General features: G+C 61.5%; 17 protein-coding genes and 2 pseudogenes. 8 read left to right on the top strand and 11 right to left on the bottom strand.

Annotated features, from left to right (window positions below; all coding sequences use genetic code 11):
- The first annotated feature begins 200 nt into the window (after positions 1-200).
- Positions 201-2,579, top strand: coding sequence for an AfsR/SARP family transcriptional regulator (locus KTC28_RS20720; protein ID WP_216711573.1), 2,379 nt, complete (start codon positions 201-203; stop codon positions 2,577-2,579).
- 1,077 nt (positions 2,580-3,656) lie between these two features.
- Here the strand turns inward: KTC28_RS20720 and KTC28_RS20725 are convergent.
- Entirely contained in the window at positions 3,657-4,484 is an 828-nt protein-coding gene (locus KTC28_RS20725; protein WP_223132314.1) for a PEPxxWA-CTERM sorting domain-containing protein, read from the bottom strand.
- A 426-nt stretch (positions 4,485-4,910) separates the two neighbouring features.
- On the opposite strand from KTC28_RS20725, the gene KTC28_RS20730 reads away from it, so the two are divergent.
- Positions 4,911-5,171, top strand: a complete 261-nt coding sequence (locus tag KTC28_RS20730; RefSeq protein ID WP_216711572.1) for a hypothetical protein — start codon at positions 4,911-4,913, stop codon at positions 5,169-5,171.
- 222 nt (positions 5,172-5,393) lie between these two features.
- Here the strand turns inward: KTC28_RS20730 and KTC28_RS20735 are convergent, their stop codons facing one another.
- The 4 genes from KTC28_RS20735 to KTC28_RS20750 all read right to left on the bottom strand — a co-directional run bounded on the left by KTC28_RS20735 (position 5,394) and on the right by KTC28_RS20750 (position 8,452).
- Positions 5,394-7,229: a PLL family lectin gene (locus tag KTC28_RS20735; protein WP_216711571.1), complete on the bottom strand. Its 1,836-nt coding sequence runs from the start codon at positions 7,227-7,229 to the stop codon at positions 5,394-5,396.
- Positions 7,230-7,267: 38 nt separating this feature from the next.
- Entirely contained in the window at positions 7,268-7,366 is a 99-nt protein-coding gene (locus KTC28_RS23040; protein WP_255602644.1) for a hypothetical protein, read from the bottom strand.
- A 203-nt stretch (positions 7,367-7,569) separates the two neighbouring features.
- Entirely contained in the window at positions 7,570-8,109 is a 540-nt protein-coding gene (locus tag KTC28_RS20745; protein ID WP_216711570.1) for a hypothetical protein, read from the bottom strand.
- 91 nt (positions 8,110-8,200) lie between these two features.
- Positions 8,201-8,452, bottom strand: coding sequence for a hypothetical protein (locus KTC28_RS20750; RefSeq protein ID WP_216711569.1), 252 nt, complete (start codon positions 8,450-8,452; stop codon positions 8,201-8,203).
- Between the two features lie 267 nt (positions 8,453-8,719).
- On the opposite strand from KTC28_RS20750, the pseudogene KTC28_RS23375 reads away from it, so the two are divergent.
- Positions 8,720-8,899 (top strand): annotated as a pseudogene (locus KTC28_RS23375) (winged helix-turn-helix domain-containing protein); the annotation flags it as partial.
- Positions 8,900-8,975: 76 nt separating this feature from the next.
- Here KTC28_RS23375 and KTC28_RS20760 read toward each other — a convergent pair.
- Positions 8,976-9,800, bottom strand: a complete 825-nt coding sequence (locus tag KTC28_RS20760) for an IS5 family transposase (RefSeq protein WP_223132315.1) — start codon at positions 9,798-9,800, stop codon at positions 8,976-8,978.
- A gap of 332 nt (positions 9,801-10,132) precedes the next feature.
- On the opposite strand from KTC28_RS20760, the gene KTC28_RS20765 reads away from it, so the two are divergent.
- The 3 genes from KTC28_RS20765 to KTC28_RS20775 all read left to right on the top strand — a co-directional run bounded on the left by KTC28_RS20765 (position 10,133) and on the right by KTC28_RS20775 (position 12,808).
- Positions 10,133-11,494: a tetratricopeptide repeat protein gene (locus tag KTC28_RS20765; RefSeq protein WP_219773770.1), complete on the top strand. Its 1,362-nt coding sequence runs from the start codon at positions 10,133-10,135 to the stop codon at positions 11,492-11,494.
- Between the two features lie 241 nt (positions 11,495-11,735).
- Positions 11,736-12,008 (top strand): hypothetical protein, encoded by a 273-nt coding sequence (locus KTC28_RS20770; protein ID WP_223132316.1) that lies wholly within the window; start codon positions 11,736-11,738, stop codon positions 12,006-12,008.
- Between the two features lie 437 nt (positions 12,009-12,445).
- Positions 12,446-12,808, top strand: coding sequence for a hypothetical protein (locus KTC28_RS20775; RefSeq protein WP_216711565.1), 363 nt, complete (start codon positions 12,446-12,448; stop codon positions 12,806-12,808).
- A gap of 437 nt (positions 12,809-13,245) precedes the next feature.
- Here the strand turns inward: KTC28_RS20775 and KTC28_RS20780 are convergent, their stop codons facing one another.
- The 3 genes from KTC28_RS20780 to KTC28_RS20790 are packed head-to-tail and all read right to left on the bottom strand — an operon-like array spanning position 13,246 to position 16,228.
- Positions 13,246-14,493 (bottom strand): adenosylmethionine--8-amino-7-oxononanoate transaminase, encoded by a 1,248-nt coding sequence (locus tag KTC28_RS20780; RefSeq protein WP_216711564.1) that lies wholly within the window; start codon positions 14,491-14,493, stop codon positions 13,246-13,248.
- A complete protein-coding gene (bioD, locus tag KTC28_RS20785) occupies positions 14,490-15,110 on the bottom strand; it encodes a dethiobiotin synthase (RefSeq protein WP_216711563.1) in 621 nt (206 codons plus the stop codon). The genes KTC28_RS20780 and bioD overlap by 4 nt, the downstream gene beginning before the upstream one ends.
- Positions 15,107-16,228, bottom strand: coding sequence for an 8-amino-7-oxononanoate synthase (locus KTC28_RS20790; protein ID WP_216711562.1), 1,122 nt, complete (start codon positions 16,226-16,228; stop codon positions 15,107-15,109). Before KTC28_RS20790 ends, bioD begins: the two co-directional genes overlap by 4 nt.
- 494 nt (positions 16,229-16,722) lie before the next feature.
- Here KTC28_RS20790 and KTC28_RS20795 point away from each other — a divergent pair.
- Positions 16,723-16,971, top strand: a pseudogene (locus KTC28_RS20795) (tyrosine-type recombinase/integrase); the annotation flags it as partial.
- Positions 16,972-17,650: 679 nt separating this feature from the next.
- Entirely contained in the window at positions 17,651-19,522 is a 1,872-nt protein-coding gene (locus KTC28_RS20800; RefSeq protein WP_216711561.1) for a hypothetical protein, read from the top strand.
- Between the two features lie 348 nt (positions 19,523-19,870).
- Here KTC28_RS20800 and KTC28_RS20805 read toward each other — a convergent pair whose 3' ends face one another.
- Both KTC28_RS20805 and tnpC read right to left on the bottom strand, forming a co-directional pair.
- On the bottom strand, positions 19,871-20,464 hold the full coding sequence (locus KTC28_RS20805; RefSeq protein ID WP_216711560.1) for a UPF0149 family protein: 594 nt from the start codon (positions 20,462-20,464) through the stop codon (positions 19,871-19,873).
- A gap of 29 nt (positions 20,465-20,493) precedes the next feature.
- Positions 20,494-22,125 (bottom strand): IS66 family transposase, encoded by a 1,632-nt coding sequence (gene tnpC / locus KTC28_RS20810; RefSeq protein WP_223132317.1) that lies wholly within the window; start codon positions 22,123-22,125, stop codon positions 20,494-20,496.
- Between the last annotated feature and the right edge of the window lie 45 nt (positions 22,126-22,170).

A 22,170-nucleotide genomic window follows, 5' to 3' on the forward strand; every position in this document is an offset into this window, starting at 1 on the left:
GGCGCGGCGTCAGGACAAGCGCGGGGACAGCGTCATTCCACGGTCAAAGAATCGTCAAATCGGCTAAAAAAGATGAGATGGCGGCCGCGGCACAGCTTAGTTACGCGGGAAAGATGCCCGCGAAGGCGTTTGCGCCGACGATCGCAGTCGGACCAATCTAGATGTGATAAGCCATCCAACTAGCCGCGGCCGAGAGGAGCATGGTGGACCAGGATAGTGGCGCGGGCTCGGTCTGTGAGGTGCCGTCGTACGATATACGGCTGTTCGGGACTTTCACGATCGTCGCTGCGAACGGCGAACCGGTTACGCCAGGCGCACGCAAGGCGCGGGCGTTGCTCGCCTATCTAATATTAACGGGCGAGCCGGTCCCGCGCGAGTGGATCGCCGCCCTTTTGTGGAGTGACCGGGGCGACGAGCAGGCGCGCGCCAGCCTGCGACAGACCCTGTACGAGATGCGGGCATTTGTTTCGGGCGAGTGTCCACCGATGGCGGCGTTCGACCGGACGCGGATCTGGCTCGTCGCTGGCAGCGTCATGACCGATCTCGACCGAATGCGGCTGCTCGGAACAACCGGGGAGGCATCTGCGCTGGTGGCGATCGTCGGCGATCAGCCGCGCGACCTTTTGATCGATCTCGACGGCGTCGATGCGGCATTCGACGACTGGCTCGTCGTCGAGCGCGTCCGTCGGCGTGACGAACGGCGTCGGATCCTCCTGGCGATGGGTGAGCGCGCACTCGCCGGCAGCGACGCGGCGGTGGCGCTCCATCTGGGCAACTGCCTTCTTGCGATCGACCCGATCGACGAGGCCGGAGCGCGACTGGCAATGACGGCGCACCATCGTTCCGGCGACCGTGACGGGACCCGTCAGACCTTCGCGCGGCTCGAAATGGCGCTGCGCGACGACATCGGCATGGCACCGTCGGAAGAAACTGTCGCGATGCACCGGGATCTGATGTCGGCACCGCCGGCGCGTCCTCCCGACAAGCCGGCGGCCCCGTCGTCCCGCCACAGCGTCGACGACGTCACCGGCGTCGAAGCGGCGCGTAAATTCACTGCGCCGGCGGCGCGGCGACCGTATCTGCGGCGGGCGACGGTGGCCGTGACCGTCGCCGGCGTGATCGCCGCTGCCGTCGGCCTCTGGGTCTGGCCGTCGAGCGGAGCGGAGCAGCGCATGCTCCTCGTTGAGCCGCTTCGTGTCGCGCCCGGCGACGGCACCGCACAGACATTGAAGGAGGGGCTGTCGACCGACCTCGCCCGCATGATCGTCGGGAACGACGCGACTTTGACCGTGGTCGACGCCGGTGACCAGCAGAGCGCTACACGGACCCGCTTCGCGGTTTTTGGAAACGCCCAGAGCAGCAATGGCGTCCTCCACGCCAACATCAAGCTCGTCGGCGACCATGATGCGATCCTATGGTCGAACAGCTTTTCGCGGCCGATCGGCGACGTCGACGCACTCCGCGAACAAATGGCCGCGGCAGTCGCCGATGTGACCTTATGTGCTTTGGGCCGCCACGATCCCGGTGCCCTCGACCTTGAGACGATGCGTCTGTTCCTTGGTGCCTGCGAGCAAAAACATGGAGACTGGGAGGTATCGGTCAAGTTGCTCAAGCAGGCGGTCACGCGAAAACCTGATTTCGCGCACGGCTGGGCGATGCTGGCCGCAGCAACCGCGTCGGTCGCCGACGAGAGCGACGACGCCATGGCAGCGAAGCTTCGGGAACAGGCGGGCCTCTACGCAACAAGGGCGCTGGCGCTCAACCGCAACGAGCCCGAAGCGTATTATGCCCGCGCCGAGATCCTGCCGGGGCTCGTGAACTGGCACCGTCGCATGCAAATTCTAGCGGCAGGCCATGCCGTCGATCCGACCAATTCGGTCGTGAACAGTACGATTGCCGGGAACCTCGCTCTCGTTGGTCGCCTGCACGAGGCCGTCGACTATGCTCGTTCGGCCGTCCAGTTCGATCCGTTCAATCCGCGTGAGCTCGCGTGGCTGGTTGAACTACTTGCCGACGATGGGCAACTTTACGCATCGGCGGCGGTCGCGCAACAGGCCGGGCAGCGATTTCCGCTGAACCGCTTCATCCTGCGCAGTGAGTTCATCGCCGCCGCTCTGGTCGGCGACCCCCGCCGCGCCCGCGCCCTGCTTGCCGACGAACTCTCACTTGGCCTCGAGATGGACAGCGCGGCGAACTGGAACCAGTTTATCGCTGCCCGCATCGATCCGGCGCCCGCCCGGCTCGACGATGCGGTTCGGTCAATCGTTGCCAGCGCATCCGACCCGCAGCACGGCGGGCTTGGATCGGTCGTGAAGCTTGGCGTTCTCCAACAGGTCGCCGCAGGCTACGAGCTTATCGCGCGAACGAGCCTAGACAGCCACACGGAGGTCGACACCGATCAGCTCTTTATCCCGACGATGGCGGCGTTCCGCGCAGATCCCCGCTTCATGGACCTTGCCGTGCGCGTAAAGCTGGTCGCGATTTGGCTCGAGAGCGGGCATTGGCCCGATTTCTGCGACAGGTCGCTTTCGTATGATTGCAGGATGGCAGCGCAAAAGGCTTTCGCGCACGGAGGATGAACAAATCATTGTGGCGCCTCAGGCCGACTCCCGACATCAGGCTGCATCACACTTAAATCACGCAAATGAACGTGAGAACGGCGGTTGAGTGGGAGCGCCAAATGTCGTTTTCGGGTCTCGCAGTCTTACGGAGTGAGCTTCATGAAAGTCCGCTTTCGCAGCTGCTCGCGCAAAGCCGTCGGACCGCGTTCGGCCCTGGTGCCCCATTGGCGTCGTCGCTGCCTCCAGGATTGAGAAAGAGTAGATTGCGGTCCGGCAACTCCGCTTGGGTCAGGATGCGACCGTTTTGTTCGACACGCCCGCAATGAACCTCATGCGTGCTGGGCTTGCGGGGTAAGCGGACGACGGGGCGCTGGACTGTACTCTTCCGGAAGCGGTGCTCGGCGGCTGCGCCCTGTGCCATCCGGGGGGGAGCGGTGATGACGGGCTGCAACTAAAGTCGAGTAGCGTACAAAGGAAGAGTCGTGATATCGCGCAGATTGTAGCAAAGTCGGCGCTGCGTTACGGCTGCAATTCAGCCAAGTGCAGGATCATCGGCATCGCTTTAGGATGGACTGTTCCGACAGGTTTGTTCGGTGCCGTCGCAAGGACTGCACACCCGTTCGCTTTCCAATAAGCGCCATACGGCAGTAAGCGTTTGCGACATTTGAAGGACGATCGGGAAGCGGGCGCAAGGCGACCGCCGCGCCAAATCATTACGCTGCCGCATAGATCGCCTCCGCAACGATTGATGCTTTTCAATGCGGCCGCGGTGCGGCGCGGATCAACGGGAGGCGTACATGATCGATGAACGCTTGCTTCGGCGTCGGGCGGACGAGCACCGTGGCCGCGCTCTTCAGGCGTAAAAAAAGCAAGTGGCAAAGACGCACAGAGAGTCTGCCCAGCAGTATGCCGCCCGCGCGGATCATCTGAAGGCCGGCGTCACGCCAACTGGATCGATGGCCTAGAATACCAATCGCCGCGTTCTGCAAAACGGCCGAGCGCCCCGCGGTCTACTTGTATCGGCATAGCCTGGTGCCAGGCGAGGCGGGACGGCCAAGTAAGGCCGTCCCATACAACATGATTGAGGATGGTCATTTAAGCCGCGACGGTAGTCGGGCGACGGCGGCGTACGCTTAGGCCCACGAAACCGAAGCCCGCGACCATCATGGCCCATGTGGCTGGCTCAGGTACGCCACCGACCGGCGGCGTGACGACGATGTTGCTTGTGTCGACGTTGAAATAGAGCCCCGCGCCGGTAACGTTGCGATCGACGTAGAACAGTGTGAAGTTATGCACGCCGGCAGCGAGGACCGATGTCGTCACAGGAGCCGCTGAAACGCCGTGGATCCCACCCTCTTGAGCGATGACATTGCGGTCGAGCGCAAGGAAGGCGTCGTCGTCAGCGCCGAAGCTGAAAGTGACCGATTCGGGCGCAGTCAGGTTAAACTGACCCGAAATCGTTGCGCCCTGAAATCCATGGGAATCGTCAGTTCCGGTTCCGTTGTTTGGATAGAAATTATAGTTCGCGAACGGGCTCGTGACGGTCGCGGTGCCGGTATAGGTAACATGGCTATTCAGACCCGGGCTCCACCACGTGATCTGGCCGTCTGGCGTGGTGTCGTGGATAAACGGAGCCGCTGAGGCCGCGTTATAGACCGGCAGGCCGAGTGCGCCCAACGTCGGCTTGACTTCGTCATAGTAGGTCGGCGTGCAGCAGCCGATCGTGTTGAAATCGGGGTCGCCGCTGCCGCCGCCATAGGTTCCTGCAATCGTATAGTAGTTGATAGTGAATGTGTTAGCAGCCAGCGCCGGCGCGGCGACCGTCGCGGCTAAACAACATAATCCAAGCGAGATTGACTTTAGCATGCTGACACCCCTCCATCCTTCAAAGCGACCAAGCGCGACGTTGCGCGATATCGTCATGATTAATGAATGATTTCCGTGCGTCCGTCCTCCTGCATAAGCAGGCATGAACCGGCATTTACCTGCATTGCGACGTCGGCTCGGGGCGATAAGCTTCCAAGCGTCGCGACGCCGGATCTGGGCAGAGCGTCCGACGTCAGCTTATCCCAGATGAAATCCGAGAAGAGGTGAGGCGGCTTTCGGGCCCCCTTATTGCTGGTTAAGGCACAAGAGAGCCGCGCCGGTGCGGTTTGCCGCCAGCGTGCTTTTGGCATAGCTAATTGAATAAGCATCCGGTTGAGGACGTCCGACGGTGAAAAGCGCAACGCGCATGCTGGTTGTCGCGGTCACTGCGGCCTTACTGGCCGGCTACGGTAAGAAGGAGCCCTCGTCCGGTGCCTTGAGGAATTCGGGTCGATTTACGGGCATAGGTGTATTCGCTCCGCGATGGCTGTGGGCGAAGATGAACATGCTCGAGCCAAGTCGGACGCCGCTGATGCAAGGATCGAGAATGATGAAGACGTGATCGTCGTCCTCTACAGCGACACCGGAGAGGTGCGCCAGTGCGGCGACCACAGTGGCGACTGCGTTGGAATGGATCCTTGGAGCGGGGCGAAGGCACAAGGAACGCTGCCAGCTCGATTGACGAAGCACGCTTCCGACGCTGCGGTTCAGGATCAGACCACCACGGTTGAAACCTTAAAGTAGCGCCATAGCTGTGTGACGCCACATTAAGACCCGCGGAAGCGTTCAGCTTCCATGTGCCGGGGAACGACTGCGGGAGATTGAATGCGGCACGGCATCGCGGTCTGCGACGGCAGCTATCTCCCTTATGACTGCCCAAAGCGGATTCGCGACTATCGGCCCCTTTCGGGCCAAGAGCATAAGCCAAGTCTTATCGATAGCTCCAGCCTCTCCCAGTTCGTTAAGCTAACGATCGACGCGATGGCCCACCATTGGTCGAAGACGGGGTGTAACTTTGGCTGTCGTGCTCGTGGCGATTGATTGAAACAGGTCGAACGCTGCCGCGGCGGGCAGCGTGCCATAGGTGCCATTGATGCTCGACTCAGCTGTACCCCCGTTCCAGGCGAGGCCGGGGGGCTTGGCGAACTGCGCCATAGTCGCCGTTCGCGCTGAATAATGGAGCGTTCCCGCGCCGCCGGTCAGGGTCACGCTTTCGCTGTTGCCGGGTCCGACTAGGTCGACCTCATAGGCCGCGATCGGGCAGATGTTGCCGGCGGCGACACCGAGGTCGCGGGCGAGATCCCATGTTACCTTGCCCTTCTGCGCGCCGGTCGGGTCGGTGGCAATAAAGGTCGCGCCGGTGACGCGCTCGTCGGTATCGGTGGCGAGCTGGATTGTAAGGTTCCAGCCGGCTGCGACCCCGCCCGGCACGGCGCACAACTTCGTCGTCTTGTTGACGAAAAAGCTCAGTCCGCCGCCTACGGTCGTCGGCGGCGAGGCGATGTTCCAGCTATTGATCCAGCAGTTGAGGTTGGTGCCGTCGTAGTCGATTATATACTGTTGCCACACTGCCGCCTGTCCGTTCAGGGCATAGGCGTTGAACTGGAGCGAATAGCCGAACACCTGCGATGCGCCGATCTGCGGCAAGCCGTTGGCGCTGTACGCAAGCGCGCTAGACACTGATAACGTCACCTGTGGCGACTGGATCGGCCGGCCGTGGTTGTGGAGCAGGTAGTTCGTCGAGCTGCCCAGGGTGCCGGTGGTCGGCGCGATCCCTGTCACCGCCGTGGGACCGCCCTGGAAGGCGACAACCAGCCGACCATCGGTGCTCCGCGTCGCGGCGACCGCACTCGCGACGAACCCTGCCGCGACGCCGGTCCACGGCCCGTTGACTGCCGTTTGCCAGTTGCCATAGGCATTACCGTCCATGCCGATGTAAAAGAGTTCGAGCCGTCCGTCCTGGTCCATGCATAGAGAAAGCTGCTGCGCTTGGCCGCCAAAGTTCGACTCGCCGTTCCAGCCGCCGCCGGCGCTGACCTGCCAATTGTGATAGATTCCGTCGTTTGTGCCGATATAGAAGATCTCGAGCCGGCCATCGGCATTTCGTATCGCTGTCACGTCCTTGCCGAAGCCGCCGAGCCCGGCCGCAGTTGCGCCCGACCCGCCACCGCCCCAGTCACTTCCGTTGGGCGACGTCTGCCAGTTGTGGTAGAGACCGCGGTCCATCCCGACGTAAATCAGTTCAAGCCGGCCGTCGGCGTTGGCCAGCAGGGTCAGCCGCCGGGCTTTGCCGCGAAACGCCGCCCCATCCCACGGACCGTTGCTTGGGGCGCGTTCCCAATTGTGATAAATATTGACGTCAAGGCCGATATAGAACAGCTCGAGTCGGCCATCGGCATTGGCCGCGAGCGCAACCTCCTTTGCCGACGCTCCGGTCAGCCAGGCGCCCGGCCAGTTATCCGATCCAGCATTATCCGGCCAATTATGATAAATGCGATTGTCCATACCGACGTAGAAGAATTCGAGGCGGCCATCGCTATTGCGCGCGACCGCAAGTTGGCGTGCGGTGATATTGAGCGCCTTACGAGCAGACCACCCCGACGTCGCTGACGCCGATGTCTGCGACCAGTGATAGACTTGGAAATCGCCCGCAATTACAAACAGTTCAAGCCGCCCGTCGGCATTGGCCGCGAGAGCGACCTGCTGGACGATGTTAAGGTCAGCCCCGACGTCGAGCACCTCGCTCGGCCCCCAGCCATTGTTCACTGCCGTTTGATAACGGTAATACACTCCGTCGGTCATGCCGCGCTCCTGACGAATAAATCCGAGCCGAGTAATCTCTAGAGCTTGCTAGCCCGCCAATTAAAAAGCTCTCGACCACGCTTACGCCGGAGCGTTAGCCCAACGCCGCCAAAACCGGCGAGAAGAAGAAGCCACATAGAAGGCTCCGGAACTGCGCCGACGGAAGCACGGTTACCGACACCGTCACTGATCTCCAACTTCACATTTGGATGTAATGCCTGATAGGCCGGGTCGATATAGATATAGGGATCGGCAAATGCGATAGACGAAGACGTGAAGTGGGGATACCCAAAAGAAGCGGCTGTTGTCGCCAAGATGATCTCGCCAGACGACTCACCAGCTATGAAGGCGGTATGAAAGATTCCATCGATCGACTGGCTGCTGGGATTTGGGTACCGCCACCAGCACCTACGCGAAAATCGCCGTTATCTATCATTCCATAAAATGTATTTTGAAAAAAGCTGATCAAAGCTGTGCTAGCCGGAGAGTCACCTGTCCCCGGAGCGGGAAGCACACGTGACGCACCAATAGCGTACAAGATGTCGACTGGTACAGTCGATGTTGCGCCAACAACGTCGTAGTAATAAGCTAAACCATTTTCCGCTTCAGAACTAATACCATCCTCTAGCTTTGCTACAGAAGAAGCGCTGCTTTCGAGTCTCGCCGAAGAAGTGCTTGTTACCGCTGTCGCGGATGCGCCATTGAGACTGTAGTATAAAGTTGTGTTAAGTGCACTACTTTTGAGATAAATAGGCTCCGCAGATGAATCAATAATTAGGAGCGTGGTAGCAACCGCCGGTGGCGGGGCCGCTTGTCCGGGCGATCCAATTGCCCCTGAAATAAAGAACAGAAACAATAATTGATCAATTCGCATAATCATCAACCTGTAAAACTCTGTGATGGTCTGAACGGCAAATCGTAATAAAGCTATAATCCGAACCTTGGGTATAGGCGTCTGACGTTGCTTGAAGTCATGGCCCGCACGCGACGTTTTCCAGCCTTGCGCAGATCTGCGAGGTGCCGGGGCCGAAACTCAGCTGCAATATTATCAGCAGTAGCATAGCCGCAGCCGATGCCAGCTGCATCGCCAACCAGACGTGGTGGCGTGGAACGACAGGTTCATCCATCAGGCCCCCCGTTAATACCGCCTCGCCTGACTCCGGCGAGGTGCCACAGTTGCGATCGGAGCGGATGCCGATGCACCCTAAATCTTCAGCTGTCATAGCGAACCCCTTGGTCGGCACAGAGGATCGACCGCGGGTCGGCGAGGTAGGCAAATCAATCCTTCTCAAAAGTCATTAATTGTCACATATACAACTACTTGCGGTATAGAGCGCATTCAATCTGCGAATTCAGGCGCGTTTGCTTTTCACTGGAGGGGCACGATCTTTGCGATCGAACAGTGCTCGTTTATGGTGTTGCTCATCCAAATTTGCCGCTATTCAGACGTGCCGTTCTTTCCGGAGTGATCCTCCATGGATGTTTCGATTATGGACGACAGCTTCTATCGGTGGGGGCGCTTCACGCTAGACCCCGGTCGCCGTTCGCTTTGTTGCGACGGCGAGACTGTCAAAGTCAGTGAGCGGCTCTTTGATGTCCTTCATTATCTTGTCGCGAACTGCGAGCGCGTTGTAGGCCGGACCGACTTGCTCGAGGCGGTGTGGGCCGGCCGGATCGTTGATGACAATAATGTCAGCCAAGCCATTTTTGAATTGCGCAAAATTCTAAGAGTCCGTTTGAGAATGCTCACGGGTGGACGATCCGTCTTAGCATCAGGCTGCCGAGGGCGACGTGGATCATGGCTTCGGAGACATCGATCCGCTGTTCGTAATCGCGGACGAGGCGCTTCCATCGTGTCATCCAGCCAAAGGTGCGCTCGACCACCCATCGCCGCGGCAGCACTTTGAAGCCGGGCTCCTTGTCGGTGCGGCGGATGATCTCGAGGACGAAGTCCTGGTAGATGGCCGCGTCCATCAACTTGGTGCGGTCATAGGCGCCATCGGCGAACAGGTGCTTGAGCCAGGGCCACCGCTTGCGGATCGCGGCAACGATCGCCTGCGCGCCGGCGCTGTCGGAGATGTCCGCCGTCGTCAGGTTGATCATCAATAGCCGCCCGTCGGTGTCCACGGCAATGTGACGCTTGCGGCCGAGGACCTTCTTGCCGGCGTCGAACCCACGGCTTTGCGCTGCCGGAGCCTTGATCGACTGACTGTCGATCACTGCTGCACTCGGGCTTTGCTCACGACCCTCGCGTGCCCGGTCCAGCATCAGCGTGACGTCGTGGAGCGTGCGAAACAACAGCCGCCGCACAAGCCGCCGAAACCACCAATAGACCGTCTGCCATGGCGGAAAGTCGTTCGGCAGCATCCGCCAGCCGCCACCCGTCCGAGCAAGATAACGCAAGGCGTCAAGCACCGCGCGAAGATCCGTCGTCGGCTTACGCCCTCGTTTTGGCGCGGGTGGCAGAAACGGCTTGATAAACCGCCACTCCTCGTCCGTCAGATCGGTCGGGTAGCGCTTCGCTCGCTGCTCAAATCCAGCCATCCGGCCACGGCTCGCTCGGGTCCACATCCCAAGCTTGAATCACAACCGCGCCACCCCTTCAAGCCATTCTCAAACGGTCTCTAAGGGCCGGCGGCGGCTCCGATCGCAGCATCGTTACAATTCCCGGCAAAGGATTCCGGTTCGTCGAGGCGGTGACCGCCGGCCCGAGGTCCGGACGCGGGCTAGTGGATCCAGAAAGATCGACGCGACGTGTCTGGCGGCGCGATTATCTATCGCTCGGCGCCGCGCTTCTGGCGCTGGTAGTGGTTGGGCTTAGCCTCGCGATCTGGATAGCTCGCCCACCGATACCAACCGGTCGCCCACTAGCCGATCGAGTTTTTTCTCCCCCGGCATATTCTGTGGCTGTGCTCGGGTTCGATAACTTAAGCGGTGAACCGGCCCAATCCTATCTTTCGGACGGCCTTTCCGAGCAGCTTATTGACTCACTGACGCAAGTCCAGCGGCTGCGTGTTGCAGCGCGCGTCTCGGCCTTCTCATTCCGTGGGGGCCACGCCACCATTGATCAGATCGCCCATGCCCTCAACGTCGGTGTCGTCCTGGCCGGGAGCGTGCACCGCATCGGCAACCGGGTAGCGGTCACCGCGCAACTGACGAACGCCCTGACCGGGTTCAACATTTGGTCCAGGACTTATGACCGCGACCAGAAGGAGATCATGACCGTCCAGTCCGACATCGCATTAGCGGTAGTGCGGTCGATGCAGCTTCCCACGTCTGAAGCCGATCAAATTAAGCTGGCTCTCGGCGGAACGAGCAACTCGGCGGCTTACGACGCATATTTGCGCGGCATGAATTATCGGCGCAACGCGCACATCTTGCGCGACTATAAGGCGGCTCTGGCCGAATTCGATCGTGCGCTAGCGATCGATCCAGGCTTTGCGCTAGCCTATGCTAAGAGAGCTATCACTTTGGTTGCGGTACAAGCGCTGGGTGCGAACAGCACGCTGGCGGAGCAGCATTTGATTCAAACCGCTCGGACAGCGGCGGACCGTGCGGTCGCGCTGGCGCCGATGTCGGGGGCGGCGCATTCCGCGCGCGGAGCAGTCCTGGGCCATCTCATGCTCGACAAGCTGGGCGCCTTCGATGAGCAAGCGAAGGCCATAGCCCTAGCCCCTGGTAACGCCAGCATTGAAAGCAACTATGCATCCGCGGCTTTAGCGCTCGGCCATGTCGACGAGGCTGTGGCAGCGGCTCGCAGAGCGGCTGATCTCGACCCGCTTGATCCCAATTTCTGGGGGCAGATGGGGCAGATTCTCTATGAGGGTCACCGCTACCACGAGGCGTTGGAGGCCTTGGACCGCGAACGTGCGGTAGCTGGTGCCTTGCCGCTGCGCCATCGCGTCCTGCAGGCTCTGGTCCTTTTGATGTCAGGCCAAGCGCAGGCCGCACGGACGATGTGTGCTTCAGGCAGTGACTGGCAAGAAAACCAGCTCCTCGCGTTGGCCGATCAGGCGCTTGGGCACCAGGCAGCGGCAGAGGCCGACCTGGCGAAGGTGCGCGCAGCGTTGGGAAACGACGCCGCTTCCAACTACGCAGAGATTTATGCGCAATGGGGCAGGAAGGCCGAGGCGCTTCACTGGTTTGACAGGGCGGTTCGGTCGCGGAGTCCAGGATTACTTGATGTCCGTCTGGACCCGCTGCTCGACCCAATACGTGACGAGCCGCAGTTCAAGGCGAGCCTGGCGCGACTTGATCAAGGTTGAGATATATCGCTGGTGGTTGGTCGGGGGCCGCCCGGTCGACTGGGCCAGTGGTCGAGCGTCCGGCAGCGTTCTCGCGTCCGACCGCCGGAACCGGACTGTCGCCTTTCGGCCCCTAGGGCGTCCAAGAGGAATTGGAGCCGCGGCAGCGGCGACTGAGGGGTGGCCAAGCGATCAGCAGCTCTTGGTACAACTTGCTAGAGAGCGGACCGACCGCAATCAGCCTGTAGAAGAGAATGTAGCGATGAGGGCGTGTACGAATCATATCGTCTCGACCGTGCTGTGTGCATTGCCGACGGTCGGTTCGCAAAACGGCTTTGCTCTATGCCACTGGGTTCGTGACAACAATCCGACGATAGCAATCGCGCCAGCCGGCACACTCGATGTCGCGCCTGAAATGGCCGCCGAGTGTTATGACGCCGGGCCGCGACTGGTTCGTCCCTACGACCCCGGCGTTATCGTCGAGCAAGTCCAACTGATGCGCGAGCGCGGCCGGCAGAAGCTCGCGCTAAGCTGATCGGCGCTTATCCGGGCCGGCTCGACGACGGTGTCGCTGACCGAAGTCTCTGCTCCTCAGCGACCACGATACGAGGGTCGAGGCCTAACCTAAAGCTCCGCTTTTTGACGATCGGTCGCCCTCAAGCTGCTAAGCAGCACCCGGCCAGTCCCGTCAATTCGATCCGGCACCTGCTGTCGCGACAAACTTCCGTCTATCACAGCCACAACACTCTCACGACGATTTATCGACATCCCCATGATTACGCACGTCAGCCGCATCGCCAGCACACAGCTTACATCGGCTCACAGGTCCTTTGAGCGAGTTCCCAACGAGCCGTTCAGCACATAAAATGCAAGCCGCTTGTGACGTGGGGTCGATTGCTCTCGACCAGCGTTTTGTCACTTTACCACAGGTTAGGGACTTGATCGACTGATCGCTTCGGGCAATTATGCTACATGCGGGTTTTAGATGATCAGGATTACAAAGATTATCGGATTAAGGTGACTGAAGTTTATGCTGAGCAAATGCGAGCTCTGATCGGCTATCAGGCTGACTTGGCCAAATGGATTTTTGCTACTTTAATCTTGATAAATTCGGGCGCGTTGGCCGGAATAGTTTCGTCTTCGCGGATCGTTGATGGCGCGGCGCGCATAGGCGCACCATGGTTTATTGCCGGAATTGGGACAGCGCTCGCTTCCGGGTTCATATCGTGGCTGAATACAACGATCGCGATCGGCATCTACGGCAAGATCGTATCGCCGGCCGCCATATTTGACAGAGCATCACAGCCGGAATTTAAGAAAAATCGCACGCTATAGGTTCCGGCGCTGGCTTGCTGTGCGATCGTGGCGGGTCTTGTTTCGGTAGCTTGCGCAGGCGTCGGAGCAGAGGACGTTATGAGCTTCGAGTTAAAAGCACCGATCGGGTAGCTTTGCCGCGTATCATACGCCGAGGCGGGGTAAGTGCCCGATCACTAACCGTTATTGTGTCTCCGTCGAACCCGGTGCTGGGTGCCAGCGCGATGCTAATAACCAATGTTCTACATACTCGACAGTAGATTAATAGGCCGGCTACGGCGAGCTGACTGTCTAGAGACCAACATTCCACTTACGACTCCCGAAGGTTCGTCTGGTGCATCGGCGGGCGCTTCAAGGACTACCAACGTTCGCGGCCCTTCAGCTAAACGTGGATATCTTTAGCACTGTTCGGTTGACGGCACGATCGGCAGCGCGAGCGCCCAAAAACGGATGGTTCTTCACGTTGAGGCTATGGCTTCTGCGATGCTGTCGTAGACGAGGTCGAGATCTTCGTCCGAGATGCAGTACGGCGGCATGACGTAGACGGTGTTACCAAGTGGCCTCAGCAGCACGTCGCGTTCCCGAAAGAAAGACATCAGGCGCGGCGCAAGAGTAGACAGGTATCCGTTGCTATCCCCGATTTCGATCGCCGTGACGGTGCCGAGCTGGCGTCCATTAATCGCGCCGGGCTGCGACTGAAGCATAATGAGCCCCTTAGACTGGCGCCGCGCAAGATCGGCGACGCGTTCCAGCACCGGCTCTTCCCGCCAAATCGCGAGGTTGGCGTTCGCGGCGGCGCAGGCGATCGGGTTGGCAGTATAGCTTGACGAGTGGAAGAACATGCTCGACCGGTCGGTGCCGTAGTGAGCGGCGAAGATAGGCTCGATCGCCATCGTCACCGCTAGTGGGACGGCGCCCCCTGTCAAGCCCTTCGATAGGCAAAGGATATCGGGCACGATCTTTGCTTGCTCGCAGGCCAGCAACGTGCCGGTTCGTCCCCACGCCGTCATCACTTCGTCGGCGATAAACAACACGCCGTGCTGCGCACAGATGCGACGCATCTCGGAAAGCGTTGCCGCCGAATAGACCAGCATGCCTCCGGCACCGAGCAGCAGAGGCTCGATGATCAACGCTGCCGCTCCCTCGCGACAGGCCTGATCGAGCGCGTCCAACGTCGTTTGCTCGCCGCCCACGGTCGGAAAAGGGATAGTCTCCACGTCGAACAGGAGCGGTGCGTAGGCGCGGTTAAAGACGCCGCGCGCACCGACCGACATCGCGCCGATCGTGTCGCCATGATAGCCGTGCTCGAGCACAAGGATGCGATGCCGAGGTTCGCCGCGGTTCAACCAATAGCCCAGCGCCATCTTCAGCGCGACTTCAACGCTGGTCGAACCCGAGTCGGAGAAGAAGACACGCGTAAGAGCCGGCGGCATTATCGCGCGTAGTCCGGCTGCCAGCGTCTCTGCTGGTTTGTGCGTCCACCCCGCGAAGATGATCTGATCGAGGTTACCGACCTGTTCGGCGATCGCGGCGGCGATGCGTGGGTGGGCATGGCCGTGGGTCGTCACCCACCAGGATGAGATCGCATCAACGATCCGCCGGCCATCGGCGGTAAAAAGCGCGGCGCCTTGGGCGCGCTCGACCAGCGGGATCGGCTCGGCGAGGCCGTGCTGCGTGAAGGGGTGCCATATCGAGGATTCGCTCAACGGAAATCCTCCAGTCTGAAGTTGGCATGGAACGCTGCCCGTAAGCTGGTCGCCGTCAGCGGGGTAAGGCGCGGGAGCCGGCCCAGGCGCCTGACTTTGCCAAGTTCGACGACGATCGCTTCGCTGTCTTCGTTTGGATTGCCGACGAATGCGATACCGAGGATCGGTACGGCGCGGGCGCGCAGGGCTTCGATGGACAACATGCTATGGTTGATTGTGCCTAGTCCAGTACGCGCAACGATCACGACTGGATGGCCCCAATGGGCGAACAGGTCGGCATAGAGCAACCGCCGCGTGACCGGCACCAGCACGCCACCGGCCCCTTCGACCACCAGCGTCTCGCGCGTAAGTGAAGGCGTTAGAAGGTCAGGATTAATCTCGATACCGTCGAGCTCGGCGGCGCGGTGCGGCGAACAAGGCGTCGTCAGGCGATAGGCCTCAGGCAAGATATGTCGTTGCGGCACCCCGAGTGAAGCAACGGTTGAGGCATCGCTGCCGTCGTCCAACCCGGCCTGGATCGGCTTCCAGTACACAGCACTCAGCGCTGTGGTAAGAGCGGCGGCGAAGACAGTCTTGCCGACGTCGGTGTCGGTGCCGGTTACGACGATCGTGGTCACAAATGCTCCTGCAGGGCGGTCACGAGCGCCGCAATCGACGCCTTGTCGACGTTGAGCGTGAACGACAGTCGCAGCCGCGCGGAACCGGGCGGGACGGTGGGCGGACGAACGCCACGCACATCGAATCCTGTCGCCTGCAACGCGGCGGCAATCTCCATCGTCCGGCGGTCGTCACCGATGACCACTGGTTGGATCGGCGATCCTGACACGGGCATCCCGATGCGGCACAACTCGCGCGCCGCTGAGTGGAGAAGCGCGTGAAGCCGGTCTCGGCGCTCTGGCTCATCGCGCAGGCAGCGCAGCGCGTCGCGGACCACGGCCGCGATTAGCGGCGACGGCGCGGTCGAGAAAATAAAGCCTCGACCTCGATTGATCAGGAAGTCGCGCACCGTGGCTGGCGCGAGGATTAGGGCCCCTTCGCACCCCAACGCCTTTCCGCACGTGCGTAGCACGACGACATTGGCTCCCCCGTCGAGATCCGCGGCTAAGCCGCGACCATCAGGGCCGAACACGCCGGTGGCATGCGCTTCGTCGATCAGAAGCATTGCGCCTTCCCGTTCGGCGAGCAAGGCAGCGTCGGTTAGCGGCGCGCGGTCGCCGTCCATGCTGTACAGGCTCTCCATCGCGAGCCATGGCGTTCCCGATCCACCACGATTGCGCCACGCGGCAATCACGTCGGCAGCAGCGTCCACGTCGTTGTGTGCAAAGGCCCTTGTCTCCGCTCGGCCAAGTCGCATTCCTTCATGCGCGCTCGCGTGGATTAGCTCGTCATAGACGACGAGATCGCCGCGCTGCGGCAACGTCGAGAAGAGCAAGGCGTTCGCACCGTAACCGGACCCCACGAAAAGAGCGGCTTCGGATCCAAAGAATTGGGCGGCTTCTTCCTCAAGCATCTCATGCTCTTCGCAGTTGCCGCGCAGCAGGCGCGATCCTCCCGAGCCGGTGGGAACTCCGCGCGCCAAGGCCGCAATGACCGCGTCTCGCAGACGGCTAGATGCCGCCAGTCCCAAATAATCGTTCGATGAAAAGTCTAAACCGGACCGGGGCGTCAGAGACCGACGTCGACCCATTGCGGAAAGCTGCGTCAGTCCGTTCACCAAAATATCAAGTGCACCCATTCGCCCGTGCTAGCGCCAGCGTCGCCGCTTGCCGAGAGGCATTCGGTCGCTACACCGACCATATAAAAGCCTCGACGTGAACCGGCATCGTGTCATCAGGTCGCCGTGGTAATTGGAGCAGTTATGCCATTTCCGTGACAAGCCGTGTGAACTCCGCGCACTAAGCCCAAGATTAAGCGATGGCGTTCCGTCCCTCCCCATCGCGAGATCGCCCATAGCGGCTTATCTTTATGTCCGCCTTTTGTTCGCTTCGAGGAGAAGAAGAACCATCAACACGTCCAACAATCTTGATGAAGATCGAGTTTGACCGGAACCCGCAAGACTTCTCCGTAAGTGATTATGATTTAACATTCTTCGGCCCGTGCAGAGAGACCGTAATTGGACGATTAACAGTCTTCCCGATAGCGGTTTGCGATAAAAATTAGAGGGTCACGCGGTAAGGCAGCGAGTCTTTGAGTTGAGTTTTTCTGCTGGATCATCGACGCCGCGCCAGGCATGTCCGGACTGCGGGATATGCCGGAACGCCTCGGCAAAGGGCAAGCGAGTGGGTGGCGGCCGTTGGCTTGCCCCGGCTGGACTACGGCATGCACTCACTCAGGCGGACAAAGGCGGCGCTGGTGTACAAGCGTACCGGCAATCTCCGCGCCGTTCAGATGCTCCTCGGGCATACCAAGATCGCGACGACCGTTCGCTATCTTGGAGTCGACCTCGAGGATGCGCTCGCGCTCTCCGAGGCCACCGATCGCGACCTTATCGCGCGCGCCTGCCGTGCGAGCCGCGCACTCTCTTCGGTCATCGCGCCGCGGCCGTGGCGACCACGCTATCAGCATCCGATCAAGTAGGGTTCCCGTGAGACAAATCGTCCTCGATTGGCGGAGCGGCGGCGAACGGCCGCTTTCCTGCATTGAACATCTAAGAGCGGACACGCAGAAATCCCTCGCGCTCTGGCCAAACCGCAGCGCCTGAATGAAGGTCCGGTCTTGCGAGGCGCTTGGCAGCCTAGAATGTCGAATTGTGGGTCTTCAAATCAGCGCGCCGCGCGCTCGCCCACCTGTGGCCACCACTCCGACGCGCGACGCCCTGTTTCAATCACCATCATTTTGGCAAGCGGGGCATGCAACCTCCTTCGAACTCGAACACGTCCCACCGGACGAAATCGATCCCGCCCCGGATCGTGATACGCGAATTTGGCTATCGTCCGCGAGCTAGCCAAGGGCGCTCTACAATTGGCACGATCGAGCAGCCCAATGCTCAGCGCGTTGTCGCAATCCTGCACGACGAGGGGGGCATGCATAAACGCCGCCCGATTGCTCCTCTGCCGACTACGGCGTTTCGGACAAGTTACAAATTTGATAACGTCATCGCGACGATTGTAAGGCACCCACCTTTCCATATGCCATAGCAATCAGAGGAGGGACGGCGATGGCGGGCGAGGCGGCGAGCAGCGCGGCACCGGACAGTGGTTACACCGCGGTCGTGTACTTCCACGGCATCGGCCAGCAGCGACGCTTTGAAGAAACCAGCCGCCTGATCGACAGCCTCGACCGGTACCTCGCCGGTTGTTTCTCACGCGGCCAGCCCCGCGGTATGTTGATGGGGATCAAGCCGCAGCTGCGACCCGGAATCGCCGATCCGAGCGATGTTTTCACCCATATCGTCACCGTCTTTTCGCCCGACCGCAGTGGCCGCACCGAGCTTTCCTCCGTCCGCTTCCACGAGGTCTATTGGGCCCCGATCATGGCGGGCGAGCGCTCGCCACTGGGCGTCGTGCGCTGGCTCGGCCGCCAATTGACGCGTCCGCTCGGGACGGTGCGGTCACCTTGGCGCGAACGGCAACGCCTCCGCCGATCGGCGTTGGCCGCACTCTACGAGGACAAAGCGCACTGGCCGCGAGGCATCCTTGAGCAGGATTTCACGACCTTGGTGCAGCGCTACGACGACTTCGAATCACCTCAGGCACTTCGCGCCTTCGCGGAGGGCACCTTCGCGCAATTCAATTTCTATCTCGAACAGCGATGCGCCGGCGACATCGAGGCCATTGGCCGTCATCTAGCTTTGGCAAGGGCTTGGCGCCGGGCCTATCTGGCAACGGAGGCGCGCAACGCAGCGCTGCTCGCGTCGCTGGCTCTTGCTCTCGCTTTGCTCGCTGGCGGCGCGGTCGCGCTTGTCCTTGTGCTCCTGCAGCGCTTCACGGCGGTGACCGCGGGCAGCTCGCTGGCGCAGCTCGCTGCAGCCGCACCACCGACGCTGACGACTGCAGCCAGCTTGGCGCTGACGCTGGCGGGACTGTTCGGCATCGGCGGCTTCCTGACCGGATACGTCGGCGACATCGAGGCTTGGGCGACCTATGAGGAAACTGACGAAAAGTTCGAGAAGCGGGCGAAGGTCATTGCGCTCGGCGCCAAGGTCTTCGGCCAGGTGTTGGGCGACGAAAATTGCCGCCGAGTTGTCGTCGTCGCCCACAGCCTCGGCACGACGATCGCCCATGACACGCTGCTGTCGCTCGTTCGGACCAACCGTGTCTCCAACCCCCAGGACCCGATCAAGGGGCCGGTGCCGCTAACCAAGATCGAGCATCTCGTCACGCTCGGCAGCCCGATCGACAAGATCGAGTATTTCTTCGAGAGCTACCGTTCGCCCTTCCATCGCTATCGCCGGGTCGTCGAGGAATTGCGCGGCGACATCAGCACCGCGCCATTTACCCGGATGCGCAAGCCGTTCCTCCACTGGATCAACTTTTGGGACGACGGCGATCCGGTCAGCGGCGCACTGCATTCGCCGACCGGCAAACTGGGGTTCGTCCAGAGGGTCGACAATGTCCATGTCGCCAACCGGCCATTTCCCAGCCCTGGCGCCTCGCATTCCGGATACTTTTTCAACCGCGACGTCATCGCGACGCTGTTCGACGTCATCTACCACCGCGCCGCGAGCTTCCGCGCGCTGCCACCGCGACCCCGCCAGGATCCCGACTGGTCGAGCGCGTTCATCGGACCCGCGATCGATGCACCAGGCGCCCGGCGACTATGGACGCTCATGGCGATCGCGCTGCCGTGGTTGGCGCTAATTGCGGTGATCGTGCAGCTGAGCCTGTCGCACGGTGCTGCCATAGCATGGGTGCCGTTCGGGATCACCGTAACGATTATCGGCGTGGCGGCCCTTACGCTTGGCAGGCGCGAGCCTCGTCACGCGCTGGAGACCGCACCGATCGTCACCACCTCGGTCGGGGCATCTGAAGCCATCTCACGGGACGCCAAGAGCTTCGAGCCGTTGCGCAGCGAAGACGCGGACATATAGCTATTATATATCCACGGCCCAGGCGAGCTCTCGCTGCGCGCTCAAATTTGCTGAATGAAGGACCGCTTTGGGTCTTTGCGTAGGTCGGGCTGAGCGTCCAGAATTGGGGCTTCCGGACATACCGAGGTCCATGGAACAATAGCCCGCTTTGCCAAGTCGAACGCCCGTATGCCGCCAGGCGGCGACCGGCCCCGACGCAGCGCCGCTACCAACTGCCGGTTTTGGGGGTCACTAAGCTGCCTTGAATGACTGCATCGGGGTTCGGCGGCCTTATCTGTGGGGCCAAGCTTCTGCTGGTTGTAAGCGCCGATCGAACCCCACGCCGACTGCAGCATTGACGTTTGCGGGTTAGCGTTGGTTTTGGCGTTGTGGCGCTGCTTCAGCTTTTGCCTGTGCGACCCGTGCCGGCATGCAGGCGGTTCGGATCGCGATCACGCTTTCTGGAATGAGCGCGCAGGCGGTGCCGAGGATTTGCTCGCGGATCGCGGGCTCGATGGGGATCAGATCATCGCCGTTGGCGTCGCCGCAATAGACCAGGATCATCGAAAAGTGCCTGGCGGTGTCGTGGTGGGCGAGGAACGGCGCCCAGGCCTCGATCGAGAGCTTGATGGCGTCGAGGAAGCCCTCGGCCCAATCGCCGGGGATGGCGGTGCCGTCGGGGTGCTGCCAGAAGATCGGCGCCCAGTCGTCTGGTGTGTTCCCCAGCATGGTGGAGATCGCGTTGTAGCGGGCCACGATCGCCTGCAATGCGCGCTCGCCGTTCCGGCCTGCGGGCTGGACGAGGTGCTTGTTGCCCCAGACGCTGGGCAGCCAAATCTCGGGATGGACGAATGCCGGCCCGGCGACGAGGGCGGTCAGGAATCCGTCGAGATCGCTGAGCATCATGGAGTCTTCGGGCGCTTCGTCGCTCGACAGCCAGGAATCGAGTTCGTCGAGGGTCATGGCCGCACCCTTGGCGGATGGTCGCCGGGTCATGCAGCGATCTTGTGGCCGTGGGTCTTCGCCCACACCCATGGCAGCAACTCGTCGATCCGATTAATCGGATGCTCGCCGATCCGCTCGATAATGTCGGTGAGCCAGGCCTGCGGATCGATGCCGTTCAAGCGACAGGTCTCGACCAGCGAATAGAAGATGGCGGCATCCTCGCCGCCCTTGGCGGAGCCGACAAAGAGCCAGTTCTTGCGTCCTAGCGAAACACCGCGCAGGGCGTTCTCGACCAGGTTGTTGCTGATCTCGAGCCGACCGTCGTCGCAGTAGCGGACCATCACAGCCCAGCGGGATAGCGCATAGTTGCAGGCGAGCGCGAGGTCGCTCTTGGGTGCAAGTCCACGTGACTGCACCTCGAGCCAGAGGCGCAGCGCCGCAAGCCTGGGGATCGCCTCGGTCTGGCGCAGGGTTCGTCGCACATCGGGCGGCGAGCCTTTGATGCGGCGTTCAATGGCGAACAGCGCACCGATGCGGGTGATGGCTTCAGCCGCGATCGCCGAGCGCCCCTTGCTGGTCACCAGCACGTCGTTGAACTTGCGGCGAACGTGGCTCCAGCAGCCGACCTCGACGATGCCGCGCGCGGCGCCAGTGGCCCGATCGCGGTAGAGCGCGTTGTAGCCGGCGAACGCATCGGCTTGAAAATATCCGGCATAATCCTGCAGATGCTCGGCGGGATGCGCGCCGCGGCGATCGGCGCTGAACCTGTAGACCACCGCCGGTGGGGCACCGTCTCCCGAACTGCGATCGTCGCGCAGGTAAACCCAGAAGTGGGCGGTGCGGGTGCCGGCTTCGCCGGCTGCGCCCGGGGTCAGTAAGGTCACAGGTGTATCGTCACCATGGATCTTACCCGCCGCCAGCACATGGGCCATCATCCGGTCGACGAGTGGCACCATCAGCCAGGCGATCTTGCCGGCCCAGTTGCCCATCAGGTCGCGGTCGATCGCGACGCCGGCGCGGCGCAGGATCGCCGACTGGCGATACCAAGGCAGGTGATCGGCGAAGCGGCTGACCAACAGATGAGCGAGCAAAGCGCTGGTCGCCCGTGCCTTGGGGATCGGCAATGGCGGCACCGGCGCTTGCATGATGCGCTCGCAGGCCCGGCAGGCAAGCCGGGGCCGGATGTGGCGGATGACCTCGAACCGTGCGGGGATATAATCGAGAACTTCGGTGATGTCCTCGCCGATCCGGACCTGGGCTCCGTGGCAGCCCGGGCGGTCGCAGCGGTCGCCGCCGGCAGCGGGCAGATGTTCGATCTCGCGGCGCGGCAGATGGGCCGGCAGTGGCGCGCGTCCGCCGCGGCGGATCGCGGGCACCGCGTCCTCGCCCGGCGTGTCGTCATTGGCTGGCGCGCCCGTCACAGTGTCACTCGTCATGGCCTCATCGAAGAGCAGGCGCAGCTGGTCTGCTGCGTGTTGCTCCGAGCTGCGACCGAACTGACTGCGCCGTAGCCGGGCAACTTCATGTTCGAGCTTGGCGATGCGCAATGTCTGCAGCTTGGCCAGCGCAGCACTCTTGGTTAGATCCGCCGTCGTCCGGTCGATCGTCTCGACCGCGTCGCGAACCATGCGCTGGAGAAGAATGGGGTCACGGGGTAAGTGACCAAGGTCAAACCGCATGTACAAGCACTAGCCGATCGAGCGACGTACGGCCATCGAAAACAT

The sequence above is a fragment of the Polymorphobacter megasporae genome, from assembly GCF_018982885.2.
Lineage (GTDB): Bacteria > Pseudomonadota > Alphaproteobacteria > Sphingomonadales > Sphingomonadaceae > Polymorphobacter_B > Polymorphobacter_B megasporae.

What these genes read in the sequence shown, in the direction of transcription:
- KTC28_RS20720 (WP_216711573.1), top strand. Translation starts at nt 201, where the DNA reads ATGGTGGACCAGGATAGTGGCGCGGGCTCGGTCTGTGAGGTGCCGTCG.
- KTC28_RS20725 (WP_223132314.1), bottom strand. Translation starts at nt 4,484, where the DNA reads ATGACGATATCGCGCAACGTCGCGCTTGGTCGCTTTGAAGGATGGAGG.
- KTC28_RS20730 (WP_216711572.1), top strand. Translation starts at nt 4,911, where the DNA reads ATGGCTGTGGGCGAAGATGAACATGCTCGAGCCAAGTCGGACGCCGCT.
- KTC28_RS20735 (WP_216711571.1), bottom strand. Translation starts at nt 7,229, where the DNA reads ATGACCGACGGAGTGTATTACCGTTATCAAACGGCAGTGAACAATGGC.
- KTC28_RS23040 (WP_255602644.1), bottom strand. Translation starts at nt 7,366, where the DNA reads ATGTGGCTTCTTCTTCTCGCCGGTTTTGGCGGCGTTGGGCTAACGCTC.
- KTC28_RS20745 (WP_216711570.1), bottom strand. Translation starts at nt 8,109, where the DNA reads ATGATTATGCGAATTGATCAATTATTGTTTCTGTTCTTTATTTCAGGG.
- KTC28_RS20750 (WP_216711569.1), bottom strand. Translation starts at nt 8,452, where the DNA reads ATGACAGCTGAAGATTTAGGGTGCATCGGCATCCGCTCCGATCGCAAC.
- KTC28_RS20760 (WP_223132315.1), bottom strand. Translation starts at nt 9,800, where the DNA reads ATGTGGACCCGAGCGAGCCGTGGCCGGATGGCTGGATTTGAGCAGCGA.
- KTC28_RS20770 (WP_223132316.1), top strand. Translation starts at nt 11,736, where the DNA reads ATGAGGGCGTGTACGAATCATATCGTCTCGACCGTGCTGTGTGCATTG.
- KTC28_RS20775 (WP_216711565.1), top strand. Translation starts at nt 12,446, where the DNA reads ATGCGGGTTTTAGATGATCAGGATTACAAAGATTATCGGATTAAGGTG.
- KTC28_RS20790 (WP_216711562.1), bottom strand. Translation starts at nt 16,228, where the DNA reads ATGGGTGCACTTGATATTTTGGTGAACGGACTGACGCAGCTTTCCGCA.
- KTC28_RS20800 (WP_216711561.1), top strand. Translation starts at nt 17,651, where the DNA reads ATGGCGGGCGAGGCGGCGAGCAGCGCGGCACCGGACAGTGGTTACACC.
- KTC28_RS20805 (WP_216711560.1), bottom strand. Translation starts at nt 20,464, where the DNA reads ATGACCCTCGACGAACTCGATTCCTGGCTGTCGAGCGACGAAGCGCCC.
- tnpC (WP_223132317.1), bottom strand. Translation starts at nt 22,125, where the DNA reads ATGCGGTTTGACCTTGGTCACTTACCCCGTGACCCCATTCTTCTCCAG.